The sequence below is a fragment of the Adlercreutzia sp. DFI.6.23 genome (assembly GCF_024462535.1).
Taxonomy (GTDB): domain Bacteria; phylum Actinomycetota; class Coriobacteriia; order Coriobacteriales; family Eggerthellaceae; genus Adlercreutzia; species Adlercreutzia rubneri.
The window spans coordinates 104,840-127,286 of record NZ_JANGBP010000002.1; the positions used below are offsets into that span (position 1 = coordinate 104,840).

Genomic DNA, 22,447 nt, shown 5'->3' on the forward strand with positions numbered 1-22,447 from the left:
CTCTGGCTCCTTGTGCATGGGATGGTGTATGCTGCCTCTGCGGCAACGGATTTCGATGGATTGCACGGAGGTGAGACGGCGGTGAACGCTTCTAAGGTCTTCTGGCGAGGGGTGGTATGTGCCCTGGCGGGTGCGACGCTGTGGGGATTCTCAGGAGCCTGTATCCAGTTTCTCGCGGAGAGTTACGGGGTAAGCTCCGCCTTCATCTCCGCCGTACGTGCCGGCGTGGCGGCCCTGCTGTTCGCCGTCTTCGTATTCGTTACGCGTCGCGAGGCTCTGCTCTCGCTGCTGGGGAGCCCCGCCGCCCGTCCGACGCTCGTTCTGTTCGGCGTGGGGCTGTACCTCTCGCAGATCACCTATGCGGTGTCGGTGGCCCTCACCAACGCCGGCACGGCCACGGTGCTCCAGGCCACCTGCACGGTGTTCGTCATGCTTATCACCTGCGCCCGAGCGCGCCGTCTGCCGCGCGTCGCCGACTTTGTCGGGCTGATGTGCGCGATGGCCGCCGCGACGCTCATCGCCACCCAGGGAGACTGGGGCGTCATCGTGCTGCCAGTGGCGGGCTTGGCTTGGGGCATTGCCAACGCCTTGTCCGAGACGCTCTACATCATGGCACCCCAACGGCTCTATGGCCGGTGGGATCGCCCCACCATCATCGCCTGCGGCATGGTCATCGGCGGTATTGTCGCCGTTCTCGTGTGGCTTATCGGCGAGGCGGTCGTTTCGCTGCTCGCTCCGTCGGTCGGCCTCGGGCCTGCTTTCGCTTCTCCAGGGTCTGATACCGCTCTTTCGACCACCATCCAGGCCTCTTCTGGCTCCGGCGCAGGAGTGTCGTTTGCCGACAGCGCCCCCGGCGCCCCAAGTTCCGTGCTCGCCGACATCTTCGGCATCGGCGGCAGCCTCGTTCCCGTCATGGACGCTGCGGGTTGGCTCGCCCTGGTCGGCGGCGTGGGCGTGCTCGGCACGTTCGCCGCCTTTGGGCTGTTCCTCTACGGCGTGTCGCTCGTGGGCTCGGTGAGGGGGAGCCTTCTGGGCGTGGCCGAGCCGGCCGGCGCCATGATCATCGCCGCGATGTGGCTGCACACCCCGTTTTCCGCCGCCGATTGGGCCGGCCTCGTCCTCATGGCTGCCATGATCGTCCTCGTGTCTCTCTCGGGCCGATCCGTCGACCGCCGCACCGACACCCCTTAGCCCGCCGCACCGACACCCCCTTAGCCTGCTGCGCTGATGCCCCTTAGCCCGCCGCGCTGCTTCGGGTTGCCGCGCCTGCTAATCGCGCCTCAATCGCGCTGCCGCCGGTTGCGCTCGCGGCCGCACGACACTTTTTCTCCGAACTTTTGACAAAAACCCAAGAAATGAGTCCTCCTTGCGCGGGAATTCGCTTTTGTCCCTAGGGACTGCAGCAAACACGATACGTTAGTTTATGAAAAACGCAATAGAAAATACGTATTGCTACTCAACAAATTTAATAATAGCAACACGTCCTCCAAAAGACTCATTTCTCGGCTTTTTGGCAAATAAAGAGAAAAATCGTGTCGCAGGGGGGTTCCTGGCCTACTCAAAGACTGCCCTACCTCCCGAGGCGCAGAAGCTCCTTATGAAGTGCCGCCTGCTTGAGTCGGAAGCCCCGCGCGCGGCAGCGTTGGTATTTGCCCATGCCGCGATAGATGGCCTTGACGACTTTGTCCAGCTCGCTGATACGGCGAAACTGATCATTGGTAACGACAATGACCTCGCACCCCGCGGCCTGAAGAAGCGTTCGCCGTCGCGCATCCTGGGCCAGTTTCTCCGGGTTGCTGTGGAACTCGTCGCTGTCGTACTCGACGCCGATGTTCAGTCCTGGCCAGCCTATATCGGTCCAACGCAAGTCCTCCCTCCAGGCGACGCCCGTCAACTTGCTCACGTCGATCGATTTGTTCAGTATCGGCTTCGGAAGTCCTGCTCCGCCGCGACTCATCGGAAGGGAGAGGTACAAGGCAAGCGCGGTCTCCCTGATAGAATTGGAGTGCTCGCAGACGAAGTCAAGGTTGCGAAGGGCGCGGGCGGCGTGGCGCTCGTGCTGGCATCGCCTCAGGTAGCTCCTGATCTTGACGACGCTGGAAACGGGCGGAATCCCGTAGATAACGTGCTCGTCGCTTACGCGAATGTAGGTTCCGCAAAGTTCGAAGCCCACGGCGATGGCCTCGATGTCAGATGCGGAGTGGTGGATTTGGAGGAAGACGGCCTCGGGCGAGGAAACGCACAGCTCGGCATCGTGGTGGAAGAACGAGCCTCGGGCAAGCGCGGACGATTTGACGTGGCAGATGACATCGGGGTGCTTGCGTCGATCCTCGCGACGGGAAACGATGCAGTGCACCGGCTGGTTGCGGCATCCCAGCAGCTTTTGCGCGGCATCGATTTGGCTGACGGTGGGAGGGGAGAACCGGTTCGGCATTGCCCGTAGGTTTGTTCGGGGCGGAAATGCCCGCTGAGAGCGTTCGTTGCGGATGTGTCTGAGGGCGCTGCGCCCAGATATGAGCATTGCCATGGTGTCCTCCTCGGTCTGTGGGGCGGACTGTACCAATGAGGTGTCGCAAAAAAGTCGCAGCAAAGTCGCGTTTCTTAAGAATGAGCATATTCGACCTGGGCTTTTGTGCAGCGTCGTCGCAAAATGAACATAAAAGCGCTTCTTTGCGCCAGGGAAACAGAATCTTCGCATGAGCCGCGAGGTGGCCAGGCGGTGCCATAATGAAGGGGCCGCAGAAGCGGAAAGCGAAAAGCAAAGCACGGAAAGCAAAAGCGAAATGTCGAATGAATCGGAGGAGCGAACAATGGAGAAATTGCCTCCCGTGGAAAAGGTGTACGAGGCGTGGACGGCGTTGGCCGACGATCGTTACGATTTGAGTCCGGAGGCGCTTGTCGTGCGGTCGTCGGACGGATCGAAGGAGTATCGGGTGACGTGGGACGACGGGGGTCGATATCGCTCCAACGACAACGCGACGTTCTGGCAGGGCTACGCGGGATACCCTGTCATCATGGCGCTCATGCTGCAAGGGCGCGTGCCTTTCAACGGGGAGGTGGCGGCCTGGTTCAAGGGCATTCCGTGGAAGGCGCTCAACGACGCCCATAAGCGCGACTATGCTGCCGCGCTGACCGAGGCCTTCGAGCGCGCGGGCCTCGACATGCCCCGGCAGCTACAGGCCGAGGAGGCTGCCGCCGAGGCGATGGAGGCCCTGCGGGAGCTGCCTGTTAGCGTGGGGAGGCCGGCGAGGAAATAGCAGACAGGGCGGTGGCCGCTCGAAGAGGCGCTTTCGTCCGGCGCAGCGCCGGCGCTAGGGGACGCCTCCGTCGGACGCTGGCGCCATGGGGCGCCTTCAGCCGGCGCCTGTGCTGGGAGGCGCTTGCGCCGCATATGGACGGCGCCTCCGACGCGCGCTCCCAGGAAAGGAGGGTCACGACGATGGCGGTTCCGTGCGAGCGAGGCCGGGCTATTTCGTCCGGGAGCGCTTCACGCGGGCGCGGGCGAGGGCTGCGGCGCCGCCTGAGACGATGGCCAGGGCCCCCACGGCCAATAGCGCATCGGTGGCCGCGTCGCCGGTCTGCGGAACGCCGCGGTAGGCGGTCGAGCTACGGTGGTAACCATGCGTGCCGGACGTCGTGCTGGGTTTGGCTGTCGGCTTCGAGGCGTCATCTTTGCCTGAGTCCTTCGTCCCGTTGTCGTCGGTCTGGTCGTCGGCTGCGGTGCTGCCATCCGCCTTGCCCCCAGCATTCGCGTCGGCGCTTCCGCTCAGCTGCCCATTGTCTCCCGTTCCCGTCTGTCCGCCACCCGGGTTGCCCTCGCCGCCCTCGTTGCCCGATGGCGTGCTCGGGGCGTTCAGCTCCTCCACGGTGGCGCCGGGAGCGGCCATTGCTGCCGCCCGGGCTGCGTCGGCATCGCCGTAGTAGACGGTCTTGGCCCCATCGTGCACGGCCGCGCGGGCGTCGTGCTTGGCCGTTGAGGCAGGCACGACGGAGAAGGGGGTCGTCGTGCGAGTGTCGGCGGGGACGAACTCGGCGTAGGAATCGGCCACATAGGGCGCAACGTCCTGGTTGTAGCTGCCGCCCTTAAGCGCGAGCGACCCCGTGCCGCTCACGGTGGCCAAAGGCTCGGGTTTGCCGTCGGCTCCCTCGGCGGTCGCCACGTCGCCCTGTCCGGTTACCGTCAGGGCTCCATCCTGAAGGGACAGACCGCCGTCCGTGGCGAAGAAGAGGTTGAAGCTGGTCAGATCCAGCGTGAGCTCGCGCCCGTCGGAAACGGAGAGGGTTGGCTGGTCGCTCACGCTGCTGACGAGCTTGATGGTGCTGTGGTCAGGGGCCGTTTCGAAGGCGCCTTCCAGCGTGGCATAGCGCGTCGCTCCGGCCTGGGCCACCCAGGCGCTCCCGTTGTCGCGCACGGTGAAATCGCTCGGCGTGTTGTTGTAGGCGTAGGGACCCTTCAGGGGAGCCGTGATGGCATTGAGCGGGGTGGTGCTCACGTTGTTCTCCACGAGGATGCCCTCGGGCACGGTGGAGGGCAGCGACGAGATGTCGGCGTTCTGCAGGTTGCCCACGATGCCCCCGGCGAAGTTCGAGCTGGCGATGGACGCGGCCGTATTGGCATTCCCGCTTACAGTGCCCGCGTTGTAGAACGTGCCGACGATGCCGCCGGCGCAGCTGCCGCCTTGCACGGAGGCGCTGTTGGCGCAGCCGGTTACCGTGATGGGCGCGCTGGCGGCGTAGGCGGGCGCGGCACCGTCGTAGCGGGCCCATCCCACGATGCCCCCAATGCCGTAGGCACCGGCGTTGCTTGTGGAAACCGCCCCGGAATTGGTGCAACCGCTCACGGCGCCGTAATTCTTCTGCTCGCCGACGATGCCGCCGACGGAGTAGCTCGTGCCGTTAATGGCGCCGCTGTTCTCGCAATTCGACACGAAGGCTGCGCTGAGGCCGGCGATACCGCCGATGCAGTCGGTGCCGGAAATGCTTCCGCTGTTGCGGCATCCGGTGATGGCCATGCGGCCGGTGGGGGTGGTGTAGTAGGCGGCGCCTACGATCCCGCCGGCGTTGCCCACGCCATCCGCGGCGGCGACCGAAGCGCTGTTCTCGCAGTTCTCGATGGTTCCGGACAGTGTCATGCGCCCCGCGATGCCGCCCACGCCCGCCTTGCCTGCAACGGATCCGGAGACGCTTACGCCGGATGCGGTGGCATCGTTCGCCATCATGCCGCAGAGGATGCCCGCCAGCTCGCTTTGGGGCACGGTGACTTCCGCATCGGCCACGGTGAGGTTCTTCACGGTGGCCCCGTCCAGAATGCCGAAGAGGCCGATGGCGAAGTCGGCGCCCTGGGTTGAAGCGATCTTCAGACCGCTGATGACGTGGCCCGCGCCGTCGAAGGTGCCGGCGAAAGGCGTGCTGCCCTCGGCGATACCGCTGCTCTTGCGCGTGCCGACGCCGATGGGCGTCCGTTCGGCGCTCTCAAGATCTATGTCGGCGCCGAGGGCCACGTATTTGCCGTCGTAGTCGTCGCCTGCGTTCACGGCATCGCGGAAGGCCGCTAGCTGGCTCGCATTCGCGATAAGGTAGGGGTCGGCCTCGGTGCCCGCGCCCGAGGCGAAGACAGCGCTGTCCGCGGCCCAGGCCGGGGACGCCCAGCAGAGGGCGGCGAGAAGGGCGAACGCGGCAACGGCCCAGCGGAGGGACACCGACGAGTGCGGAAAGAAGCGGGCGGTGAAGGCGTGTACGGAACGGTGCGGGGCCATGGTGGTTTCCTCTCTTACGGCGTCGTGCGGGCATGCGAAAAGGGACATGGCAGGCGCATCCCTCGAGGATGGCCGTGCGAAGCCCCTGCAGCGACGCTTTCAGTCTAGGCGCGCCCCGGCCTCGCCTTCGGGTTGCCGTCCAACCGATACGGCTCCACCGCCGAACTGTCACGGAGCGTCACGGCACCGTTGCGCTGCGGACACGAGCCCTGCACCGAACCGTCGCCGAGCCGGATGTGGTCAATGAATGATGGGTCTGCCCCCGTGCTATACTGGCGCTATTACCTGAAACGACCCCGAGGACTGAAGGAAACCCATGACCACGACCAAGCCCGTGCGCGTCCGCTTCGCGCCTTCTCCCACCGGCAAGCTGCACATCGGCGGCGCCCGCACCGCCATCTACAACTGGGCCTTCGCCCGTGCTACCGGCGGCACCTTCGTCCTGCGCATCGAGGACACCGACCCGGAGCGCTCCACCGAGGAGAACACCCAGATCATCCTGCGGGCCCTCCGCTGGATGGGACTCGATTGGGACGAGGGCCCCGAGGTGGGCGGCCCCTGCGGCCCCTACTTCCAAACCCAGCGCACCGCCACCTACGAGGCGGCGCTGCAGAAGCTCATCGACGCCGGCGCCGCCTACCCGTGCTTCTGCACCAAGGAGGAGCTGGACGCCAAGCGCGAGGCCGCCGAGAAGGCCGAGGGAGGTTACGCGGGCTACGATCGCACCTGTCGCGCCATTCCAGCCGACGAGGCCGCCGCGCGCGTCGCGGCCGGCGAGCCCCATGTCTGGCGCCTGAAAGTGCCCGACGACCACGGTCCGGTCACGTTCAAGGATGCCGTCTACGGCGACATGAGCTTCCCCATCGATGTGATGGACGACATGATCCTGCGCCGCACCGACGGCACGTTCACCTACAACTTCGCCGTGGTCTGCGACGACGTGAACATGGCCATCACCCACGTCATCCGCGGCGACGACCACCTCTCTAACACTCCGCGCCAGGTGCTCATCTACGAGGCGCTGGGCGCCGAGGTGCCGCTGTTCGCGCACCTGTCCATGATCCTCGGCGCCGACGGCAAGAAGCTCTCGAAGCGCCACGGCGCCACCAATGTGGAGGAGTACCGCGACCGCGGGTATCTGCCCGACGCGCTCGTGAACTTCCTCGCGCTCCTTGGCTGGTCGCTCGACGGCGAGACCACCATCATCCCGCCGGCCGAGCTCTGCCGCACCTTCTCGCTCGACCGCATCACGAAGAAGCACTCCGTCTTCGACGAGAAGAAGCTCGACTGGATGAACGGCGTCTATATCCGCGAGATGGGCGCTGCCGCCTGGGTCGACGCCGCCAAGCCCTGGCTCGCCCAGACCAACTTGGACGGCTCGAACGTGCCCGACGGCATCACTATCGCGCCCACGCCCACCAAGGAGGAGGCGGAGGCGGCCGCCCGCGAGTTACGCCTTCCCGGAGCCGACGTGGACGCCGACACCTGGGAGGCGTGCCTGGCCGACGTGGACGACGATCGCGAGTTCTACGAGGCCATGTACCCGCTCGTGGCCGAGCGGCTGGCGCATTTGGACGAGATCCCCGCCAAGCTGGCGTTTCTGTTCTGGGGCGACTCGGTGGTGCTCGACGAGAAGAGCGTCCAGAAGGTGCTGCTGAAGGAGGGCGCGCGGGCCGACGAGGCGCTCGCCATTTGTCGGGCCATCCTCGCCGACGACGACAACCCGTGGGACGCCGAGGCGCTCGAGGAGCTCTGCCGCGCCGCCGGTGAGGAGGCCGGGCTCAAGCCGAAGCTTCTGTTCCAGCCCTTGCGCGTGGCCGTGTGCGGCAACATGGTGTCGCCGCCTTTGTTCGAGGCCATGATGCTGATGGATCCCGCCGACATCGTCGCCCGCATCGACGGCGTCACCGAAACCGTGTTCAGCGAGCGCGCCAACTAGCGGCCGCGTCAACCAGAAAGGTCGAAGACCATGGACGAGAACAGCAACATCCCAAGCGCTTCCGGCGCGGAGCCTCAGCAGCCGGCGCCGGAGCCGGCGCCAAGCGCCGTGCCCGAGAACCCCTTCGCTGCCTTCGGAGCGCCCGGTCCCGGCTCTCAGCCTGCGCCCGCGGCGCCCTCCGATGCTGTGCAGCCGGCGCCTGCCGCAGCCGCTCCGGCTCCTGAAATAGCGCAACACGCGCCCACGGCGCCGACGCAGCCCTACTACGACGCCACGGCGGCACAGGCCGCCCAGCAGCCCTACGCCCCCTACGGACAGTCCGCCGGCGCTGGGCAGTCGTATGCCTACACTCAAGCTACGGCCCAGCAGCCGACCTACGCGCCCTATGACGGCGCCGGCTACGGCTCCTACGGCGCGGGCAGCCAGCCGCCGGTGCCCCCGGCGCCCGCACAGAACATCTATCCGGGCTACGAGCCGCCCAACCCCAACCAGAAGCGGCGCTGGCCGTGGTTTCTGCTGGGCCTGGCCGTGGGACTCGTCGTCGGCATGGGCGGTTGCGCCAGCTGCGTGGGGATCATGGCCCTGGCCGACTACGATAGCAGCTACGACAGCTACAACAGCTACGATGACGGCTACGACTACAACTACGATTACGACTTCGGCGACACCGATATGTGGGCTCCGGAGGACAGCTACGGCACCGACGAGGACGCCTCGCCCTACGGCACCTTCACCTTGGACGAGATCGCCTCGGTGTTCGAGGCCGACGGCATCTCCCAGGGCGAACCGGGGGAGGGTGACGTCTGCACCAAGGGCTTTTACACCGTAGGGCCCGCCGGCCAGATTCCCGCCGGCCTGTATTACTTGGAAGGTTCCAACGAGAAGCTCTCCCACTACTACGTGTTCGACGGGGACGACGGCCGCTATTCCGTTGATGACTCGGTGCAGTACTTCGGCAACTACTTCGTCGATTTGGACGAGGGCGATCTCATCGTGTTCGATCCCGGCGACGAGGCGACCATGTATCCGGCCCCCTCTACCTCCACGGATCCGACGGCGCCCTACACCAACGGCTGCTACCGCGTGGGCATCGACATTCCCGCCGGCAGCTACACCATCACTGCGGCTACCGTGGGCGAGGGCGAGACCGACGAGGACTCGGCGGCCTTCGTCATGAAGAACCTCGACTTCGACGACGACTCCATTGTGGACACCAAGTACGTCATTCCCGGCGGCGAGCAGACGGTCACGGTCAGCAACGGCCAGTACTTGGAACTCTTCGCCGCCACCGCCACCCCCGTCGCTCAGGGGTAAGGGCAACCACCTGCGTGGACGCCAGTGCATTAGATCCGTAGGGGGCGACCTTGGTCGCCCCTTCCAACCAGAGAGATTTTTCTTGCTGATGAGGGGCGACCGAGGTCGCCCCCTACGAAGGTTGACCGGAAGGAAAGGATTCCTATGGCGAAGCAGCTAAGCGATCACCCCACGTTGGAAGAGCTGAACGACTTCTTCGGTCACGACCGGTTCGCCGAGCACGCGGGCTGCCGCATCGTGGAAGGATCGCGCGATCACGCCGTGTGCGAGCTGGACATCCAGGACCACCACCGCAACGCGCTGGGCAACGTCATGGGCGGCGCCATCTTCACCTTGGCCGATTTCGCCTTGGCCATTGCCAGCAATACCGGCGGGAACCCGAGCGTGTCGGTATCGAGCACCATCGAATATCTCAGCGCCTCGAAGGGCACCTGCCTCATTGCGACGTGCAACGCGGACAAGTCCGGCCGCCGCCTCGGCTTCTACACCACCGATGTCACCGACGACACAGGGCGCCGCATAGCGCGCGTCACCACCACCGTCTATCGCGAAAGCGAGTGAGGACAGCAAAAGGGCCCCAACCGGGGCCCTTTCACTTATGAAAGATGGGGTTTTGCTGGACGACCCGTAGGGGCTGACCTTGGTCAGCCCTCTCGAGCGGAATGACGTTCCCGGGTTGGGAGGGGCGACCAAGGTCGCCCCCTACCGAAGGAGCGGCCAGCGAGGACTGTCTGAGCGAATCAGAATGCCGCGCGTCTCCCCGTCGGGAGAGCCGCAGCCAGGTTACTCGACCCCGCAGGCCGCCCGCAGGGCGTCGGCGCGGTCGGTCTTCTCCCAGGTGAACTCGGGCAGCTCGCGGCCGAAGTGGCCATAGGCGGCCGTTTTCTGGTAGATGGGCCGGCGCAAGTCCAGCTCGTCGATGATGGCGCCGGGGCGCAGGTCGAACACCTCGGACACGGCGCGCTCGATATCCTCTTCCGGCACATGGTTCGTGCCGAAGGTCTCCACCATGACCGACACGGGCTTCGCCACGCCGATGGCGTAGGCGATCTGCACCTCGCACCGGTCGGCCAGTCCCGCGGCCACGACGTTTTTGGCCACCCAGCGCGCCGCGTAGGCCGCCGAGCGATCCACCTTGGTGCAGTCCTTGCCGGAGAACGCCCCGCCGCCGTGGCGTCCCATGCCGCCGTAGGTGTCCACGATGATCTTGCGGCCGGTAAGACCGGCGTCGCCCATGGGGCCGCCGATGACGAAGCGGCCCGTGGGATTCACGTAGATCTCGCAGTCGTCGGCGAGCGCCACCCCCTCGGCCTCGAAGACCGGGCGGATGACCGTCTCGATGACGGCCTCGCGCAGCGCGTCCTGTTCGATGTCCTCGGAATGCTGGGTGGACACGACCACCTTCTCAACCGCCGTGGGCGCCCCGTCGATATAGCGCACGGACACCTGGGTCTTGCCGTCGGGGCGCAGAAACTCAAGCGTGCCGTTCTTGCGTACCTCGGTCAGGCGCTCGGAGAGGCGATGGGCCAGGTAAATGGGCATGGGCATGAGCGTGCTCGTCTCGTTGCAGGCATAGCCGAACATCATGCCCTGGTCGCCCGCGCCAATCGTCTCGTAGGGGTCGGCCGCGGCCGCCTCGTCGCGCTGGGCCTCGAAGGATGAGTCCACGCCCTGGGCGATGTCGGAGGACTGCTCGTGGATGGAGCTCATGACGGCGCAGGTGTTGCCGTCGAAGCCGTACTTCGCGCGGTCGTAGCCGATGGAGCACACCACGTCGCGCGCGATGGACTGCACGTCCACGTAGGCCTGGGTGCGAATCTCGCCGGTGACGAAGACGGTGCCCGTGGTGACGAGCGTCTCGCAGGCGCAGCGCATCTTCGCCGGGTCGGCCGGGTTGCCGTCGGGCGCGATGTAGCCCTCTGCAGCCAGGGCGATCTCCTTGGCGAGAATGGCGTCCAGAATGGCGTCGGAAATCTGGTCGCAGATCTTGTCCGGATGTCCCTCCGTGACGGATTCGGACGTGAACAGGTACGATGAGTGCTTTTCAGCCATAAGAGTCCTCTCTTATCGGTGTTGGCCGGACCACCTTGGCGCTCAGGTGAGGGACGCGTCAGGTTGGTGTCGGGATCATCGAGCCAACTCTCTACCCCGACTCTGGATAATGCAGATCGCGCGTCCGATGCGGGCGCGCGATCAAATATGCTAACGGTTCGAAGGAGCGGGCGCAAGGGGAGGAGTCGGCCTACGCGGTAACTTCATCGGCGGCCTTCTCGGCCCTCTCGGCGGCGCCACCTGCGGCCTGCTCCGTCACGGCGGCGTCGGCCTGAGAGAGCAGGGCTCCCTCGTCTAGGGCACATCTCAGCTCATCGGCCAGCGCCGGCTCCAGTGCCATCTCGTCCACGGGGCGGTCCGGATCAAAGGCCCCGTGCATGGTGCGGCCGAGCCGCGCAAACTTCGCCTTGTCGGTTTCGGCCATGCCGCAGAACTGGCGTGCTCGGTAGGGTGCGCGCTTGTCGGCGCCGTTCGTCCACAGGCGCTCGGCCTCGGGCGCCCATGCCCGGGCCGCCGGGCGGCATTTCTCGGCCAGATCGTGGGCGCTTTCCGTTTCTACGAGGTCGGTGCCGCGGGCGCCGCTCTTCTCGACCATCTCCTCCAGGCGGTCGGGATTCTCGAGCATCGGACAGGGCCGCAGCAAGTTGTCGTTGAAGGGCTGCCCCTCGTAGTAGGCCATGAACAGCGGGCTCTTCAGGCATTCCAGCAGCGGTTGCTCGCGGATGTTGGCATTGGAGTAGTGGATGAACACGCAGGGCTCCACATCGCCTGCCGCGTTGATGTGCAGATAGCGGCGGCCTCCGGCGATGCAGCCGCCGACGAACTCGCCGTCGTGTTGGAAGTCGAGCGTCAGGATGGGCTTCTCCGCCCGCACGCGGCGGTTGAAATGGTAGAGCAGTTTGCGGTCGTCCGGCGTGGGCATGAGCTCGGTCGGCGCGCCCTTGCCCACGGGCATGTAGGTGAAGATCCAGGCGAAGAGCGCCCCTTTGTCGATGAGCCAGTCGAAGTACGCGTCGGAGGCCACGGAGTGCGCGTTGTCGTGGGTGTAGCAGATGGACACGCCGAAGGGCAGCCCGTGGCTCGCGAGAAGATCCATGGCCGCGTCCACCTTGGCGTAGGTGCCCGCGCCGCGCCGCCCGTCGGTGGCCGCTTCGTCGCCCTCGGCGGAGATGGCCGGCACGAAGTTCTTCACGCGGATCATCTCCTGGCAGAACTCCTCGTCGATGAGCGTGGAGTTCGTGAAGCACAGAAACGCGCAGTCCGGATGGGCCTCGCACAGCCGAATGAGATCGCGCTTGCGCACGAGGGGCTCGCCGCCAGTATAGATGTACACGTGCACGCCGAGTTCCTTGCCCTGGCGGATGATGGAGTCGATCTCGTCGTAGGCGAGGTTCAGGGCGTGCCCGTACTCGGCGGCCCAGCAGCCGGTGCAGTGGAGGTTGCAGGCGCTCGTCGGATCCAGCAGGATGGCCCAGGGGATGTTGCACTGATGGCGCTCGCGCATCTTCTCTTGCTTGCCCCAGGCGAGGAAGTTCGCGTCCATGACGAAGGTCTTCAGCAGATCGGCCCGCACCTCGGGGTTCAAGTCCATGACGCGCATGATGAGCTGGTACATATTCGTCTTGTTCTTGATGGCGTCCGAGAAGGCGGCGCGCTGCTCGGCGAACAGGCTGGCCGGAGCGAGGGCGTCGATTTTGCCCATGATGTTCGCCATGTTGTTCTCGGGGTCGTCGCACAGATAATCGACGAGCTTGTAGGCCAGCGCTTGCTTCGCTCTCTCGGTGGGTTTCATGGGCTTCTCCTTTGCACGGGCTTCCTTTGGCATAGCGTCATTGTGGCAAAATTGCATTCCGTGAGCGTTCGAGTCATGATTGCTGTCACGGCCTTGATCGCTTGCCGTTTCTAAGTTGTCGCTTGCATGTCATCTAACGCTGTGGCTTCAAGCTTCGAGGTCACGCGGGCCCATCCTGTGCGGGCGTTGCGCGCTGCCAGCCAACGGCTTTACAACGCGTTGCCCGCGCTTCGCGGCGGTCGTGCTACACTTATCCAAATGCACAAAAGCCCAAGGGACGGAGCCCTCATGCCAAGCAATGCCGATTACACCCGCGAGTACTTCCAGATCATCGACGAGCTGGACGGCGACATCGAGAGTCGCCGCGCCGCGTTCAACTACATGCAGGACTCCACGGCCATCGTGCACCACCAGGTGGTGGCCTCCTCCTTCGTGCCGCGCCTGTTCAACCGCAAAACCTACGAGGTCATGAAGCGCACGGCCGAGACGAGCCACCGCATCCTCTGCAAGGTGATCGAGCGCTACCGGGCCGACGAGGAGTACCGCAAGCTGTTCGATTTCGACGAGCGCCTCGTGGAGCTCATACTGCTGCCCCGCGATTACGATTCGGTGCTGCCCTTCGCCCGCGTGGACACCTTCCTCAACGAGGACGACTACCGCATCCACTTCTGCGAGTTCAACGGCGACGGCAGTGCGGGCATGAACGAGAACCGCGAGATCACGAACTCCATCGTGGGCTCCGACACCTTCCGCACCTTCGCCGAGAACCACGCCGTCCAGGGCTGCGACTTGTTCATGCCCTGGGTGCGCGCCTTCATGGACATCTACGGCACCTATCGCTTCAAAGTGGAGAACCCCCGGGTGGCCATCTGCGATTACTTGGAGAACGGCGTGGTGGACGAGTTCCACATCTTCGCCGAGAAGTTCCGCGAGGCCGGCGTGGAATGCGTCGTGGCCGACGTGCGCGAGCTAACCTTTAACGGCGAGGTGCTGACGACGCCCGACGGGCTGCCCGTGAACGCCATCTGGCGGCGCTCGGTCACCAACGACGTGCTTGAGTTCTGGGACGACTCGCAAGACCTCATCAACGCCGTGCGGGCGCGGAAGGTGGCGCTCATCGGGGCGTTCTCTGGGCACATCGTCCATGACAAGCAGCTGTTCGAGGTGCTCTTTGCGCCGGAGACCCAGGCCTTCCTCACCGAAGAGGAGATCGCGTTTGTGGAGGAGACCGTGCCCATGACGGCCTTCCTCAACGACGATCAGGTGAACATCGACCAGATCCGCGCCAACCGCGAGGAGTGGATCATCAAGCCCACCGACCACTACGGCGCCGACAACGTGTACGCCGGCTGCGAGGTGAGTCAGGAGGAGTGGGAGCGCGTCATCGACGAGTTCGCCAACGAGCGCGCCGGCTACCCCTTCATTGCGCAGCGCTACATCCGCCCCTTCAAGACCGACACGCTGCCGCCGGACCGCGGCATCAACGAGGCGCCCGACGGTGCCGTGGAAAGCGAGCCGGTACCTTACAACAATCTGAACGGGCTGTACCTGTACAACGGCCACTTCCAGGGCGTCTTCAGCCGGCTGGGGCCGCACCCCACGATTTCGAAGACCAACGACGGCATGACCGCAGCCACTATCTGGGTCGATTGCGACGTGCCCGATGGGCTGGAGCTGTAAATGGGATCCGATAGCATTCTCGCCGGCATCGGCGCCACGGTGCTCGCTGTCACCCTGCTCGTGTGCGGGTTCGCCGCATGCTGCTTGCCGGTGACCACCGCCTCGCTTGCCGGCGCCGTGAGCACGGGGGCGGATTCGCCCTACACCCACGAGCAGCTGGTCGAGCTGGCGCAGGAGACCCGCGCGTTCACCGTGGACGCCCACTCGAGCATGGAAGAGGCCCGCGAGTCTTTGGCCGCCGACGTGGTGGCGGCGGCGCGGGAGGCCTCGGCCGAGGGGGCTCCCAAGTACTCCCAGTGGACGCAGAAGGCCAAGCAAGTTCTCGGCGATGTGGAAGGGGAGGGCGGCACGGCGGTTGCGACCATGGACGCGCTGGCGAAGGTGTCCGACCGCTACGCCCTGGACGCCGCCGCGGTGAGCCACTTGGAGGACTGCAACGGACTCATCACGGGCTTGAGCTCCTATCTGGGCATGATCGGCGTGGCAGCGCTCATCATCGCGCTGGTGCTCGGTTTCCGCAAGCAGTTCGCAGCTTTGACCTTCATGCTGCGCATGGGTCCGGCGCTGCTTCTGGCGGTGCTCGTCATCCTGGGACTGTGGGGCGTCATCGACTTCAACGGCCTGTTCGCCGCCTTCCACTCGCTGTTCTTCTTGGAAGGCACCTGGACGTTCAATTACGACTCGCTGCTCATCTCCATGTACCCGATCGACTTCTGGATGGGCATGGGGGCGGTCTGGGTCGGCTCGGCCATCGGCGTCGGGCTGCTCTGCTTCGCCGCCGGCTGCCTGTTCGCGTGGAAGGCCCAGGTGCAGCACCGCGAGCTGGAGGAGGCCGCCGCAGCCGAGGCCGCCCGCTCCAAGAAGCGCCGCAAGAAGGGGCGCCGCTGATGGCGCGCCCCCCCAAGGACTACAAGACCAACGCCCTGCGCGAGCTGGACGCGGCGGCCATTCCCCACGAGGAGCTGTTCTTCGACGCCGTGGCCACCATGACCGGCGAGGAGATCGCCCGGGCCCAGGGGGAGGATCCCGACGCCGTCTTCAAGACGCTCGTGACCCAGGGCAAGTCCGGCGGCTACTACGTGTTCCTCGTGCCCGTGGCCGCCGAGCTCGACCTGAAGAAGGCCGCCGCGGCGGCCGGCGAGAAGGCCATCGCCATGATCAAGGCCCGCGAGCTTCTGCCGCTCACCGGCTACGTGCACGGCGGCTGCTCGCCCATCGGCATGAAGAAGCGCTTTCCCACCTTCGTGGACGAGACGGCCCAGCTCTTCGATACGATCCATTTCTCCGGCGGCAAGGTGGGCTGCCAAATCCGCATGAACCCCGACGACCTCGCCCGTCTCGTTCCCTTCCAATACGCCGACCTCACGGTGTAGGCTTGCGGTATACTGGCGGGCATGAATATTGCCTCGGTCATAGTCGACATTCCTACCCAAGCTCTCGACACCCCCTATTCCTACGCGGTTCCCGACGAGATGCTCGTCGGGGAAGGGGGGCGTCCGGCCGCGGTGGGCTGCGCCGTGCTCGTGACGCTCGGCGGCCGCAAGGCCGTGGGCTACATCGTGGGCCTGGAAGAGGTCGTTCCCTCCCCGGATGAGGGCACCGACCTGTGGGGGACGCCCCAGTCGGCGGCCGACCTCAAGCAGGTGGAAGCGGTGCTCTCGGCGCCGTTTTTCGACGAGGAGGGGGCGGCCTGCGCGCTCTGGCTCGCTGACCGCTACGCCGCGCCGCTGGCTGAGTGCGTGCGTCTGTTCACGCCGCCGCGGGCCGTGCCGCGCATCGTGCGGGGCCGCGACGGGCGCTGGCGCATCGAGGAGCCGGCCATCGGCGAGGTCGACGATCGCTGGGTCACGCGCGGGCCGGCCTTCGACGCGTTCGTCCCCCGCAAGAACGCCGTGAAGCAGCAGGAGGTGCTGGCCGCGGTGGACGCCGGCGACGTGCGCGTGGCCGAGCTGTCGCGGGAGTTCGGCGCCGTGGGTTCCACGTTGAAGGCGCTGGCCGCCAAGGGGGCTGTGGTGGTGGAACGCCGACGGCGCATGCGGGGCATGGAAGACGGGGCCTCGCGCGCGGGCGCGCCGGCCGGCGGGGCAGCTGCTCCGGCCCCCTCTGCGGCCCCGCAGCTCACCGAGGGCCAAAAGGCTGCCGTCGCCGCCATCGAGGCCGCCCGGGCCGCGAGCGACGGGCGTGTGGTGCTCGTGGACGGCGTCACCGGTTCCGGCAAGACCGAGGTGTACCTGCAGGCCATCGAGCGCACGCTCGCCGAGGGGCGCCGCGCCATCGTGCTCGTGCCGGAAATCTCGCTTACCCCTCAGACCGTCGCTCGTTTCCGCGGCCGCTTCGGCGACGCCGTGGCCGTCATGCACTCCCGTATGAGCGACGGCGAGCGCTACGACCAGTGGGACTTCATCAAAAGCGGCGCGGCCAAAGTCGTCGTGGGCGCACGCAGCGCGCTGTTCACGCCCGCGGCCAACGTGGGACTCATCGTCATCGACGAGGAGCACGAGGGCTCCTACAAGCAGGATTCCTCGCCGCGCTACCACGCGCGCGACGTGGCCGAATGGATGATGGCCCGGGCCGGCGGTGCGCTGGTGCTCGGCTCGGCCACCCCTTCCATCGAGTCCCTCTACCAAGTGAACAAGAACCCGCGCTGGACGACGGCGGCGCTGCCCGAGCGCGCCAACGGGCGACCCATGCCCGCCATCGAGGTGGTGGACATGGCCGCCGAGTTCGCCTCCGGTTCCCGGGCCATGTTCTCCGGACGCCTCGCCCGGGCGCTGGGCGAGGAGCTCGCACAGGGCCGCAAGGCGGTGCTTCTGCTGAACCAGCGCGGCTTCGCGAAGTTCCTTCTGTGTCGCGACTGCGGTTTCGTGCCCGAGTGTCCGCACTGCTCCACCTCGCTCACCTACCACGAGCAGGGCGCCAAGCTCATCTGCCACCACTGCGGCTACACCGTGGGCGCCCCTCCCGTGTGTCCGGAATGCGGCAGCCCCTACCTGAAGAAGTTCGGCGCCGGCACCCAGCGGGTGGAAACCGAGCTGCGCCAGCTCTTGGACGGGCTGCCTGGCGTGGGGCCAACCGTTCCCATCATCCGCATGGACGCCGACACCACCCAGGCCAAGGGTGCGCATCAGGCCCTTCTCGAGGAATTCGCCGCCGCCGATGCCGCGGTGCTGCTCGGCACCCAGATGATCGCCAAGGGACTCGATTTCGACGACGTCACGCTGGTGGGCGTCATCAACGCCGACACCCAGCTGCATCTGCCCGACTACCGCGCCGGCGAGCGCACCTTCCAGCTCATCGAGCAGGTGGCGGGCCGCGCCGGCCGCGCCGAGCTGGACGGGCGCGTCATGGTGCAGACCTACGAGGCCGACGACGTGGCCATCCGCGCCGCCGCCACCTACAACCGCGGGATGTTCCTGCGCGCCGAGCTGCCCAAGCGCAAGCTTTTGGGCTACCCGCCCTACGTGCGAATGGCCAACGTGCTTCTGTGGGGCGCCGACGAGCACGCCGTGGCCACCGAGGCCGAGCTCCTGCACGCCCAGCTGGCCGAGCTTGTCCGCAACGAGGTGGGGGAGCGCTGGCAGGTGCTGCCGGCAGTGCCCTGCGTGCTGGCGAAGCTGCGCAACACCTACCGCTACCACATCGTGGTGAAGGCGCCTTTGGACGACGATATCTCGGCGCCGCTGGTGCGCCTGTTCCGCACGCGTAAGGTAACCCCCGCCGTCAACGCCGCCGTCGACATCGACCCTGTGGACTTGCTGTAGGGCCGAACCCGACAGTGCTGAAGCCTCCTTCAATGACGCGTGCTATACTGAGCTTCACCACACTGTGTCATCGTCCTGGTTCTTCATATAAGACCAGGTCTTAGGCGAAAAGGAGCGCGAACGGTGGAACTGTCCCTTCATCGCTGGCCCTATGCGGGGCGCGCTTTCCGGCGCGCGTCCGCTCCTCCTCTGCTGGGCGGCCTCCTCACTTTCTCCCTCGCCCTTATGACGGTGGGCGTCGTCGTGTATGCCGGTGCCGTTCCATCTCTGGCGGAACAGAGTCCTCTTGTGCGACAGTGGGCGGCCTCCGATCACGCGCGGGCGCTCGGTCCCGATGCGCCGCTTATGAGCGCGCATGGCCTTTCCGGCACCGGCGGCGGCTCTTCTGGAGCCGGAGGCGCGAATGGCCCGGGGGCAACGAGCGCCACATCGAACGGTACGGCTCCGGCAACTGATGCGGGCGCGCTGTCCGACCCTGCGGATCTTCTGCTGTTGGGAGGGCGGAGCGCGTCGGTGCTTGGCGGTTCCGGCTTCGTTGCTCCGACGGATAGGGGCGCGAGCGCTGAGCGCGGATCCTCGAACTCGGCACGCGTCGAGGCGCCGGCGTCCTCGGGTAATCCGAATACTTCAGGCTCGAACGCGACCGGCTCTGGTTCCGCGAACGGAGGCGGCGGCGCTTTTTCGGGGAATTCCTCGGGCGGCGGTTCGGCCTCCGGTGAACCTTCGGGTGGCGGCTCGTCTTCAGGCGGCTCGTCGGGCGGCAATGCTGTTGCGCCGACACCGAGCGAACCGGAACCCGACCCGGAGCCGACTATCCCCGTTGAGGCCGGAGGCCCGGTTCCCGAGGATATGGAGCGGCGCATATGCAGCACCTTGCGCAGCGAACACGACGTGCTCAAGGCGGAGGCCGCGAAGGTGTACCAATGCGCCGACGATTACGAGCGCCTTTGCATGACGCGCCCGCAGCAGCCGCGCATCGAAGCGGCCCGGACGGTTTCGAGCCTGCTGCGAGAAGTGCAGTTGGCAGATTCCAACATGATGATGGAAGTGAGCTACGCGTGCAATCGCGACGACGGAACCATGTACGGCGCCTCGCGCTATAGCGGAAACTTCTCGCAGATGCATCAGTCTTACGGCGACCTGATCAACTTACTGTACGAGTTGGACAATGCCTGGTCGGGGAATTGCTATTTCGAAGATCCCGCCGCGAATGCCGATTATTGGTCGGGCCGTGTGACAAGAAGCGCAGCGACGGGGCGCATGGCGTATCTGGAGGCCTACGAGGCCCATGTGGGCGGAGCGCGTCCGTGACGGCGGTGCTAGAGGCGCGCCCCGTTGGCGGTGCGCTGGCCGATGACGCCTGCGGCGGTTCCGTGCGACTTGTTCGGGTCGAGGCGTTCGAGCCTGCGGTCTATGTCGCCCCCGAGCATCGCGACGCCTACGAGCGACGCTTCGTCACGCTGCTGGTGGACGAGGCCTCGCGCCGCCGAGGCGGTGTAGGGGAGGTGCTTCATGCCCGCAATCCCCGTGGCGAGCGGTTCGCGCTCAAGCGTTTGCGGCGGTCCGATGGCGAAGGAGGGGACGATGAACTCGCCGAGGCCCGTCGAGCCGCATTCGATGCCGAATACGACGCCCATCGCGCCTTGTCCCCGTTGCGCGGCTTCCCCCGCCTCTACGGACGCGGCCGCGTCGGTGAGGATTCGGTCATCGTGATGGAATGGGTGGAGGGGGTCACGCTCGAAGAGGCGGCTCGCGCTCTGGCCGTGGACGACGAGGGGCGGCTCTCGCCGCTTACGGTGGCCCGCATCGGACGCGACCTGTTCGATCTTCTGGCTCGTATGGCCTATGTTGAGGGCGGCCTGGCCCATCGTGATGTGGCCCCGCGCAATATCATGATCGATACGGGACAGCTTTCCGCGGCCGATCAGGTGGAGGAGGGCGCCTTCCAGCTCGTTCTCATCGATTTCGGATCGGCTGTTCCGCTGGAAAGCGCGGATTCCTCGCTGACGGCGCGATGGGGGGCGCCCTTGGGAGCGACGGCCGATTTCGCCGCCCCCGAGATGCTGACCGACGACGTATCGGGTGCGGTAGCTCGGCGCCGATCGCCCGCCGTCGATGTGTACGCGGCCGCCGGCGTGCTGTATCAGTTGATGGAGGGGCATCCGCCCTATGACCTCAGCTTTGCCGGCCGCAGCCAGCGCGAAGGCCGGTCTGCCTACCGCATCAAGACGGAGTTCTCGCCCGAGACGCCCGCCGGTGCCCATGGGAGCGCCGCGGACGTTCGCGCAGTGCTTGCTTCGGAGCCTGAGGTAGCCGTAGCAGTGGGGCGCGCCGCGGCAGAGTTGGATGGCGCGCCGGCGCCGCATCGCGTTCGAGCGGCCTTGTCTGCGGTGGACGACCAGCTCGCAGAAGTGCTCGTGGCCTGCCTCGTTCCTGAGCAGAGTCGGCGCCCCCGGGCGAGGGAGGTGCGGGAGGCGCTCGCCCTGTTCTGCTCCCAGTACGCCGACAATGTGGCCCGCTCTCTGCGCGGCGAGCCCTTGGCAGCGTGCCCCTTGGGCGAGGCGGCGGCAACGGCGGTCCGGCGTCGTCGGCGTTTGCGTCGGGCAGCCCGCGTGGCCGCCGACGCACTCTCAGCGGCCGTTGCCGTCGGCGGAGCCGTGGCCGTAGGGCTTCTCACTCAGGACATGGCGGTGGCTTTTCCAGCGGGCCATGCAGTGTGGTCGGGGTTGATGCCGGGATCTGCGGTCTCTGCAGCGCTTCTGCTGCCCCTTGCGGGCGCCCTTATCGCCCGCGGCCGCGAGAGAGACACCGGCTTCGGTTTCGCGCGAGGGCTTCTCGGGTCGCTTCTGGGCGGCACGGTGGCGGGTCTTCTGGCCTCGCTCACGGCATGGCCGAGCGAGTCGGTCTCGGACGCTCTCTATGCGGTGCTGTTCCTCGCCGTCGTCGCTCCTTTACCGGGATTGGTCGCCGATTGGGCCTTGGCGCTGCCTCCGTTGTCGTCTGCGTCCTCCACCGCCCCGTTGGCGCGGCCCGTCTTGCCCTGGGGTGCGGTGCCTTCCGAGGATCGTGCCATCTCGACTGCGAGCCGCGAGGCCTTGGCGTTAGAGACAACGTCCGAGGCAATTTACGAATTGGCTGATGAGACCAATGAGGAGGGCGTATGACCCCCATCGATGCCACACCCACTTCCGTGCTGTTCGATTTGGCGAAGCGCCATTGCGGCGTGAGCCACAAGGAGCTGGCGGGCTTGCTGCTGTCGGGCCGCCCGCTCTCCGACGGGCGCAGCCCCCAGAGCCGCCTGGGCGATCGTACCTGGGTGTCGCGGTTCATCGTGCACGCGCCGGCTGGAACGCTCTCAGATAGCTACTTCTGCGACTACGCCGTCGGCGCGCTCCGGTTCGCGGCGCGCATGAAATCGCTCAGCAAGCGCGCGCTCACGGGTGAGGCCATTCTCGATATCGTCTGCGGAGAGGCCGGCCGGGCCATGGACGACGCCCTGAAGGCATGCGGCCAGAGTCCCACGCTGTACCGCAACATGATGGAACGCATCGCCTGCGAGGGATCGCTGACGGCCGACGAGCGCGCCGAGGTGGCCCTGGTGCTGTTGGTGACCGCCGCTTGCACGGCCGATGTGCGACGCGCCGTGGCCGAGGCGCGCACTTTCTCCGAGAAGATGCACGGAGGCGGTCTTGCTACACCGCCCTTGGTGCCGATGCCTCAGGGCGCTGGGCGCACGGCGGCCCTAACCGGCGCCGACGATCGCCCGCGCTGGTTGGGGCTTCTGCGCATCGTCGACGGCGTCGTTGCCGGCGCGCCCCAGTGGGTGGAACCCACAGCGACGGGTGCCGAGGTGGGGGCGCTCGCGCTAACGGAAGGGGCCGTAAGCGAAGTCGGCCCCGATGTGTCCGCCCGCCATGCGCGCCTCTGGCGCGACGATGCGGGCGCGTGGTGGGTAGAAGGATGCGATTCCCGTCACGGCACGATGCTCGTGAACGGTCTTACCGGCGAGGAGACGGTGGTGGAGCCGCCCCGCGGCCAGCGCGATGGCTGGCAAGCCTCTCCCGTGCCCGTGGCACCGGGAGACCAGCTCTGCCTCGCCGCCTCCACCACCTTCCTCCTCATAGAAGGCTACCCGGGGTAAGTAACGAGTGCG

Annotated in this window: 16 protein-coding genes; 12 read left to right on the top strand and 4 right to left on the bottom strand. The window is 66.4% G+C overall.

Going from position 1 to position 22,447, the window contains the following annotated elements; all coding sequences use genetic code 11:
* The first annotated feature begins 81 nt into the window (after window positions 1-81).
* Window positions 82-1,191 carry an EamA family transporter gene (locus tag NE591_RS02245; RefSeq protein WP_173112737.1) on the top strand — a complete coding sequence of 370 codons (1,110 nt, stop codon included), beginning with the start codon at window positions 82-84 and terminating at the stop codon, window positions 1,189-1,191.
* A 379-nt stretch (window positions 1,192-1,570) separates the two neighbouring features.
* On the opposite strand, the gene NE591_RS02250 is transcribed toward NE591_RS02245, so the two are convergent.
* Window positions 1,571-2,434 carry a hypothetical protein gene (locus NE591_RS02250; protein ID WP_173112740.1) on the bottom strand — a complete coding sequence of 288 codons (864 nt, stop codon included), beginning with the start codon at window positions 2,432-2,434 and terminating at the stop codon, window positions 1,571-1,573.
* Window positions 2,435-2,810: 376 nt separating this feature from the next.
* On the opposite strand from NE591_RS02250, the gene NE591_RS02255 reads away from it, so the two are divergent.
* Window positions 2,811-3,257, top strand: a complete 447-nt coding sequence (locus NE591_RS02255; protein WP_173112743.1) for a hypothetical protein — start codon at window positions 2,811-2,813, stop codon at window positions 3,255-3,257.
* Between the two features lie 210 nt (window positions 3,258-3,467).
* On the opposite strand, the gene NE591_RS02260 is transcribed toward NE591_RS02255, so the two are convergent.
* Entirely contained in the window at window positions 3,468-5,756 is a 2,289-nt protein-coding gene (locus NE591_RS02260; RefSeq protein WP_173112746.1) for an LPXTG cell wall anchor domain-containing protein, read from the bottom strand.
* A gap of 316 nt (window positions 5,757-6,072) precedes the next feature.
* Here NE591_RS02260 and gltX point away from each other — a divergent pair, with 316 nt between their 5' ends.
* The 3 genes from gltX (at window position 6,073) to NE591_RS02275 (ending at window position 9,570) form a co-directional block, all read left to right on the top strand.
* Complete coding sequence (gltX, locus tag NE591_RS02265; RefSeq protein WP_173112749.1) at window positions 6,073-7,695, top strand: glutamate--tRNA ligase; 1,623 nt, start codon at window positions 6,073-6,075, stop codon at window positions 7,693-7,695.
* Between the two features lie 30 nt (window positions 7,696-7,725).
* Window positions 7,726-9,009, top strand: a complete 1,284-nt coding sequence (locus tag NE591_RS02270; RefSeq protein WP_173112752.1) for a hypothetical protein — start codon at window positions 7,726-7,728, stop codon at window positions 9,007-9,009.
* A gap of 144 nt (window positions 9,010-9,153) precedes the next feature.
* The gene (locus tag NE591_RS02275; protein ID WP_173112755.1) at window positions 9,154-9,570 is read left to right on the top strand and encodes a PaaI family thioesterase; all 417 of its coding nucleotides are present in this window, start codon (window positions 9,154-9,156) and stop codon (window positions 9,568-9,570) included.
* A gap of 222 nt (window positions 9,571-9,792) precedes the next feature.
* Here the strand turns inward: NE591_RS02275 and metK are convergent, their stop codons facing one another.
* Both metK and NE591_RS02285 read right to left on the bottom strand, forming a co-directional pair.
* Window positions 9,793-11,061 (bottom strand): methionine adenosyltransferase, encoded by a 1,269-nt coding sequence (gene metK, locus NE591_RS02280; protein ID WP_114540531.1) that lies wholly within the window; start codon window positions 11,059-11,061, stop codon window positions 9,793-9,795.
* Between the two features lie 190 nt (window positions 11,062-11,251).
* Window positions 11,252-12,853: a radical SAM protein gene (locus NE591_RS02285; RefSeq protein ID WP_173112758.1), complete on the bottom strand. Its 1,602-nt coding sequence runs from the start codon at window positions 12,851-12,853 to the stop codon at window positions 11,252-11,254.
* 288 nt (window positions 12,854-13,141) lie between these two features.
* Between NE591_RS02285 and NE591_RS02290 the strand changes: the two genes are divergently transcribed.
* The 7 genes from NE591_RS02290 (at window position 13,142) to NE591_RS02320 (ending at window position 22,435) form a co-directional block, all read left to right on the top strand.
* Window positions 13,142-14,533 (top strand): circularly permuted type 2 ATP-grasp protein, encoded by a 1,392-nt coding sequence (locus NE591_RS02290; RefSeq protein WP_173112761.1) that lies wholly within the window; start codon window positions 13,142-13,144, stop codon window positions 14,531-14,533.
* Window positions 14,534-15,421: a DUF1461 domain-containing protein gene (locus NE591_RS02295; RefSeq protein ID WP_256156271.1), complete on the top strand. Its 888-nt coding sequence runs from the start codon at window positions 14,534-14,536 to the stop codon at window positions 15,419-15,421.
* Window positions 15,421-15,906: a Cys-tRNA(Pro) deacylase gene (gene ybaK, locus NE591_RS02300; RefSeq protein ID WP_256156272.1), complete on the top strand. Its 486-nt coding sequence runs from the start codon at window positions 15,421-15,423 to the stop codon at window positions 15,904-15,906. Before NE591_RS02295 ends, ybaK begins: the two co-directional genes overlap by 1 nt.
* 21 nt (window positions 15,907-15,927) lie before the next feature.
* The gene (gene priA, locus NE591_RS02305; protein ID WP_173112770.1) at window positions 15,928-18,294 is read left to right on the top strand and encodes a primosomal protein N'; all 2,367 of its coding nucleotides are present in this window, start codon (window positions 15,928-15,930) and stop codon (window positions 18,292-18,294) included.
* Window positions 18,295-18,417: 123 nt separating this feature from the next.
* On the top strand, window positions 18,418-19,605 hold the full coding sequence (locus tag NE591_RS02310; protein WP_173112773.1) for a hypothetical protein: 1,188 nt from the start codon (window positions 18,418-18,420) through the stop codon (window positions 19,603-19,605).
* Window positions 19,602-21,458 (top strand): AarF/UbiB family protein, encoded by a 1,857-nt coding sequence (locus NE591_RS02315; RefSeq protein ID WP_256156273.1) that lies wholly within the window; start codon window positions 19,602-19,604, stop codon window positions 21,456-21,458. The genes NE591_RS02310 and NE591_RS02315 overlap by 4 nt, the downstream gene beginning before the upstream one ends.
* Window positions 21,455-22,435: an FHA domain-containing protein gene (locus NE591_RS02320; RefSeq protein WP_256156274.1), complete on the top strand. Its 981-nt coding sequence runs from the start codon at window positions 21,455-21,457 to the stop codon at window positions 22,433-22,435. The genes NE591_RS02315 and NE591_RS02320 overlap by 4 nt, the downstream gene beginning before the upstream one ends.
* Window positions 22,436-22,447: the final 12 nt, after the last annotated feature.

Excerpts from the sequence above, each read along its gene's own strand:
- metK (WP_114540531.1), bottom strand. The coding sequence starts at position 11,061 with ATGGCTGAAAAGCACTCATCGTACCTGTTCACGTCCGAATCCGTCACG.
- NE591_RS02270 (WP_173112752.1), top strand. The coding sequence starts at position 7,726 with ATGGACGAGAACAGCAACATCCCAAGCGCTTCCGGCGCGGAGCCTCAG.
- NE591_RS02320 (WP_256156274.1), top strand. The coding sequence starts at position 21,455 with ATGACCCCCATCGATGCCACACCCACTTCCGTGCTGTTCGATTTGGCG.
- priA (WP_173112770.1), top strand. The coding sequence starts at position 15,928 with ATGAATATTGCCTCGGTCATAGTCGACATTCCTACCCAAGCTCTCGAC.
- NE591_RS02255 (WP_173112743.1), top strand. The coding sequence starts at position 2,811 with ATGGAGAAATTGCCTCCCGTGGAAAAGGTGTACGAGGCGTGGACGGCG.
- NE591_RS02290 (WP_173112761.1), top strand. The coding sequence starts at position 13,142 with ATGCCAAGCAATGCCGATTACACCCGCGAGTACTTCCAGATCATCGAC.
- ybaK (WP_256156272.1), top strand. The coding sequence starts at position 15,421 with ATGGCGCGCCCCCCCAAGGACTACAAGACCAACGCCCTGCGCGAGCTG.
- NE591_RS02260 (WP_173112746.1), bottom strand. The coding sequence starts at position 5,756 with ATGGCCCCGCACCGTTCCGTACACGCCTTCACCGCCCGCTTCTTTCCG.
- gltX (WP_173112749.1), top strand. The coding sequence starts at position 6,073 with ATGACCACGACCAAGCCCGTGCGCGTCCGCTTCGCGCCTTCTCCCACC.
- NE591_RS02285 (WP_173112758.1), bottom strand. The coding sequence starts at position 12,853 with ATGAAACCCACCGAGAGAGCGAAGCAAGCGCTGGCCTACAAGCTCGTC.
- NE591_RS02295 (WP_256156271.1), top strand. The coding sequence starts at position 14,534 with ATGGGATCCGATAGCATTCTCGCCGGCATCGGCGCCACGGTGCTCGCT.
- NE591_RS02250 (WP_173112740.1), bottom strand. The coding sequence starts at position 2,434 with ATGCCGAACCGGTTCTCCCCTCCCACCGTCAGCCAAATCGATGCCGCG.
- NE591_RS02275 (WP_173112755.1), top strand. The coding sequence starts at position 9,154 with ATGGCGAAGCAGCTAAGCGATCACCCCACGTTGGAAGAGCTGAACGAC.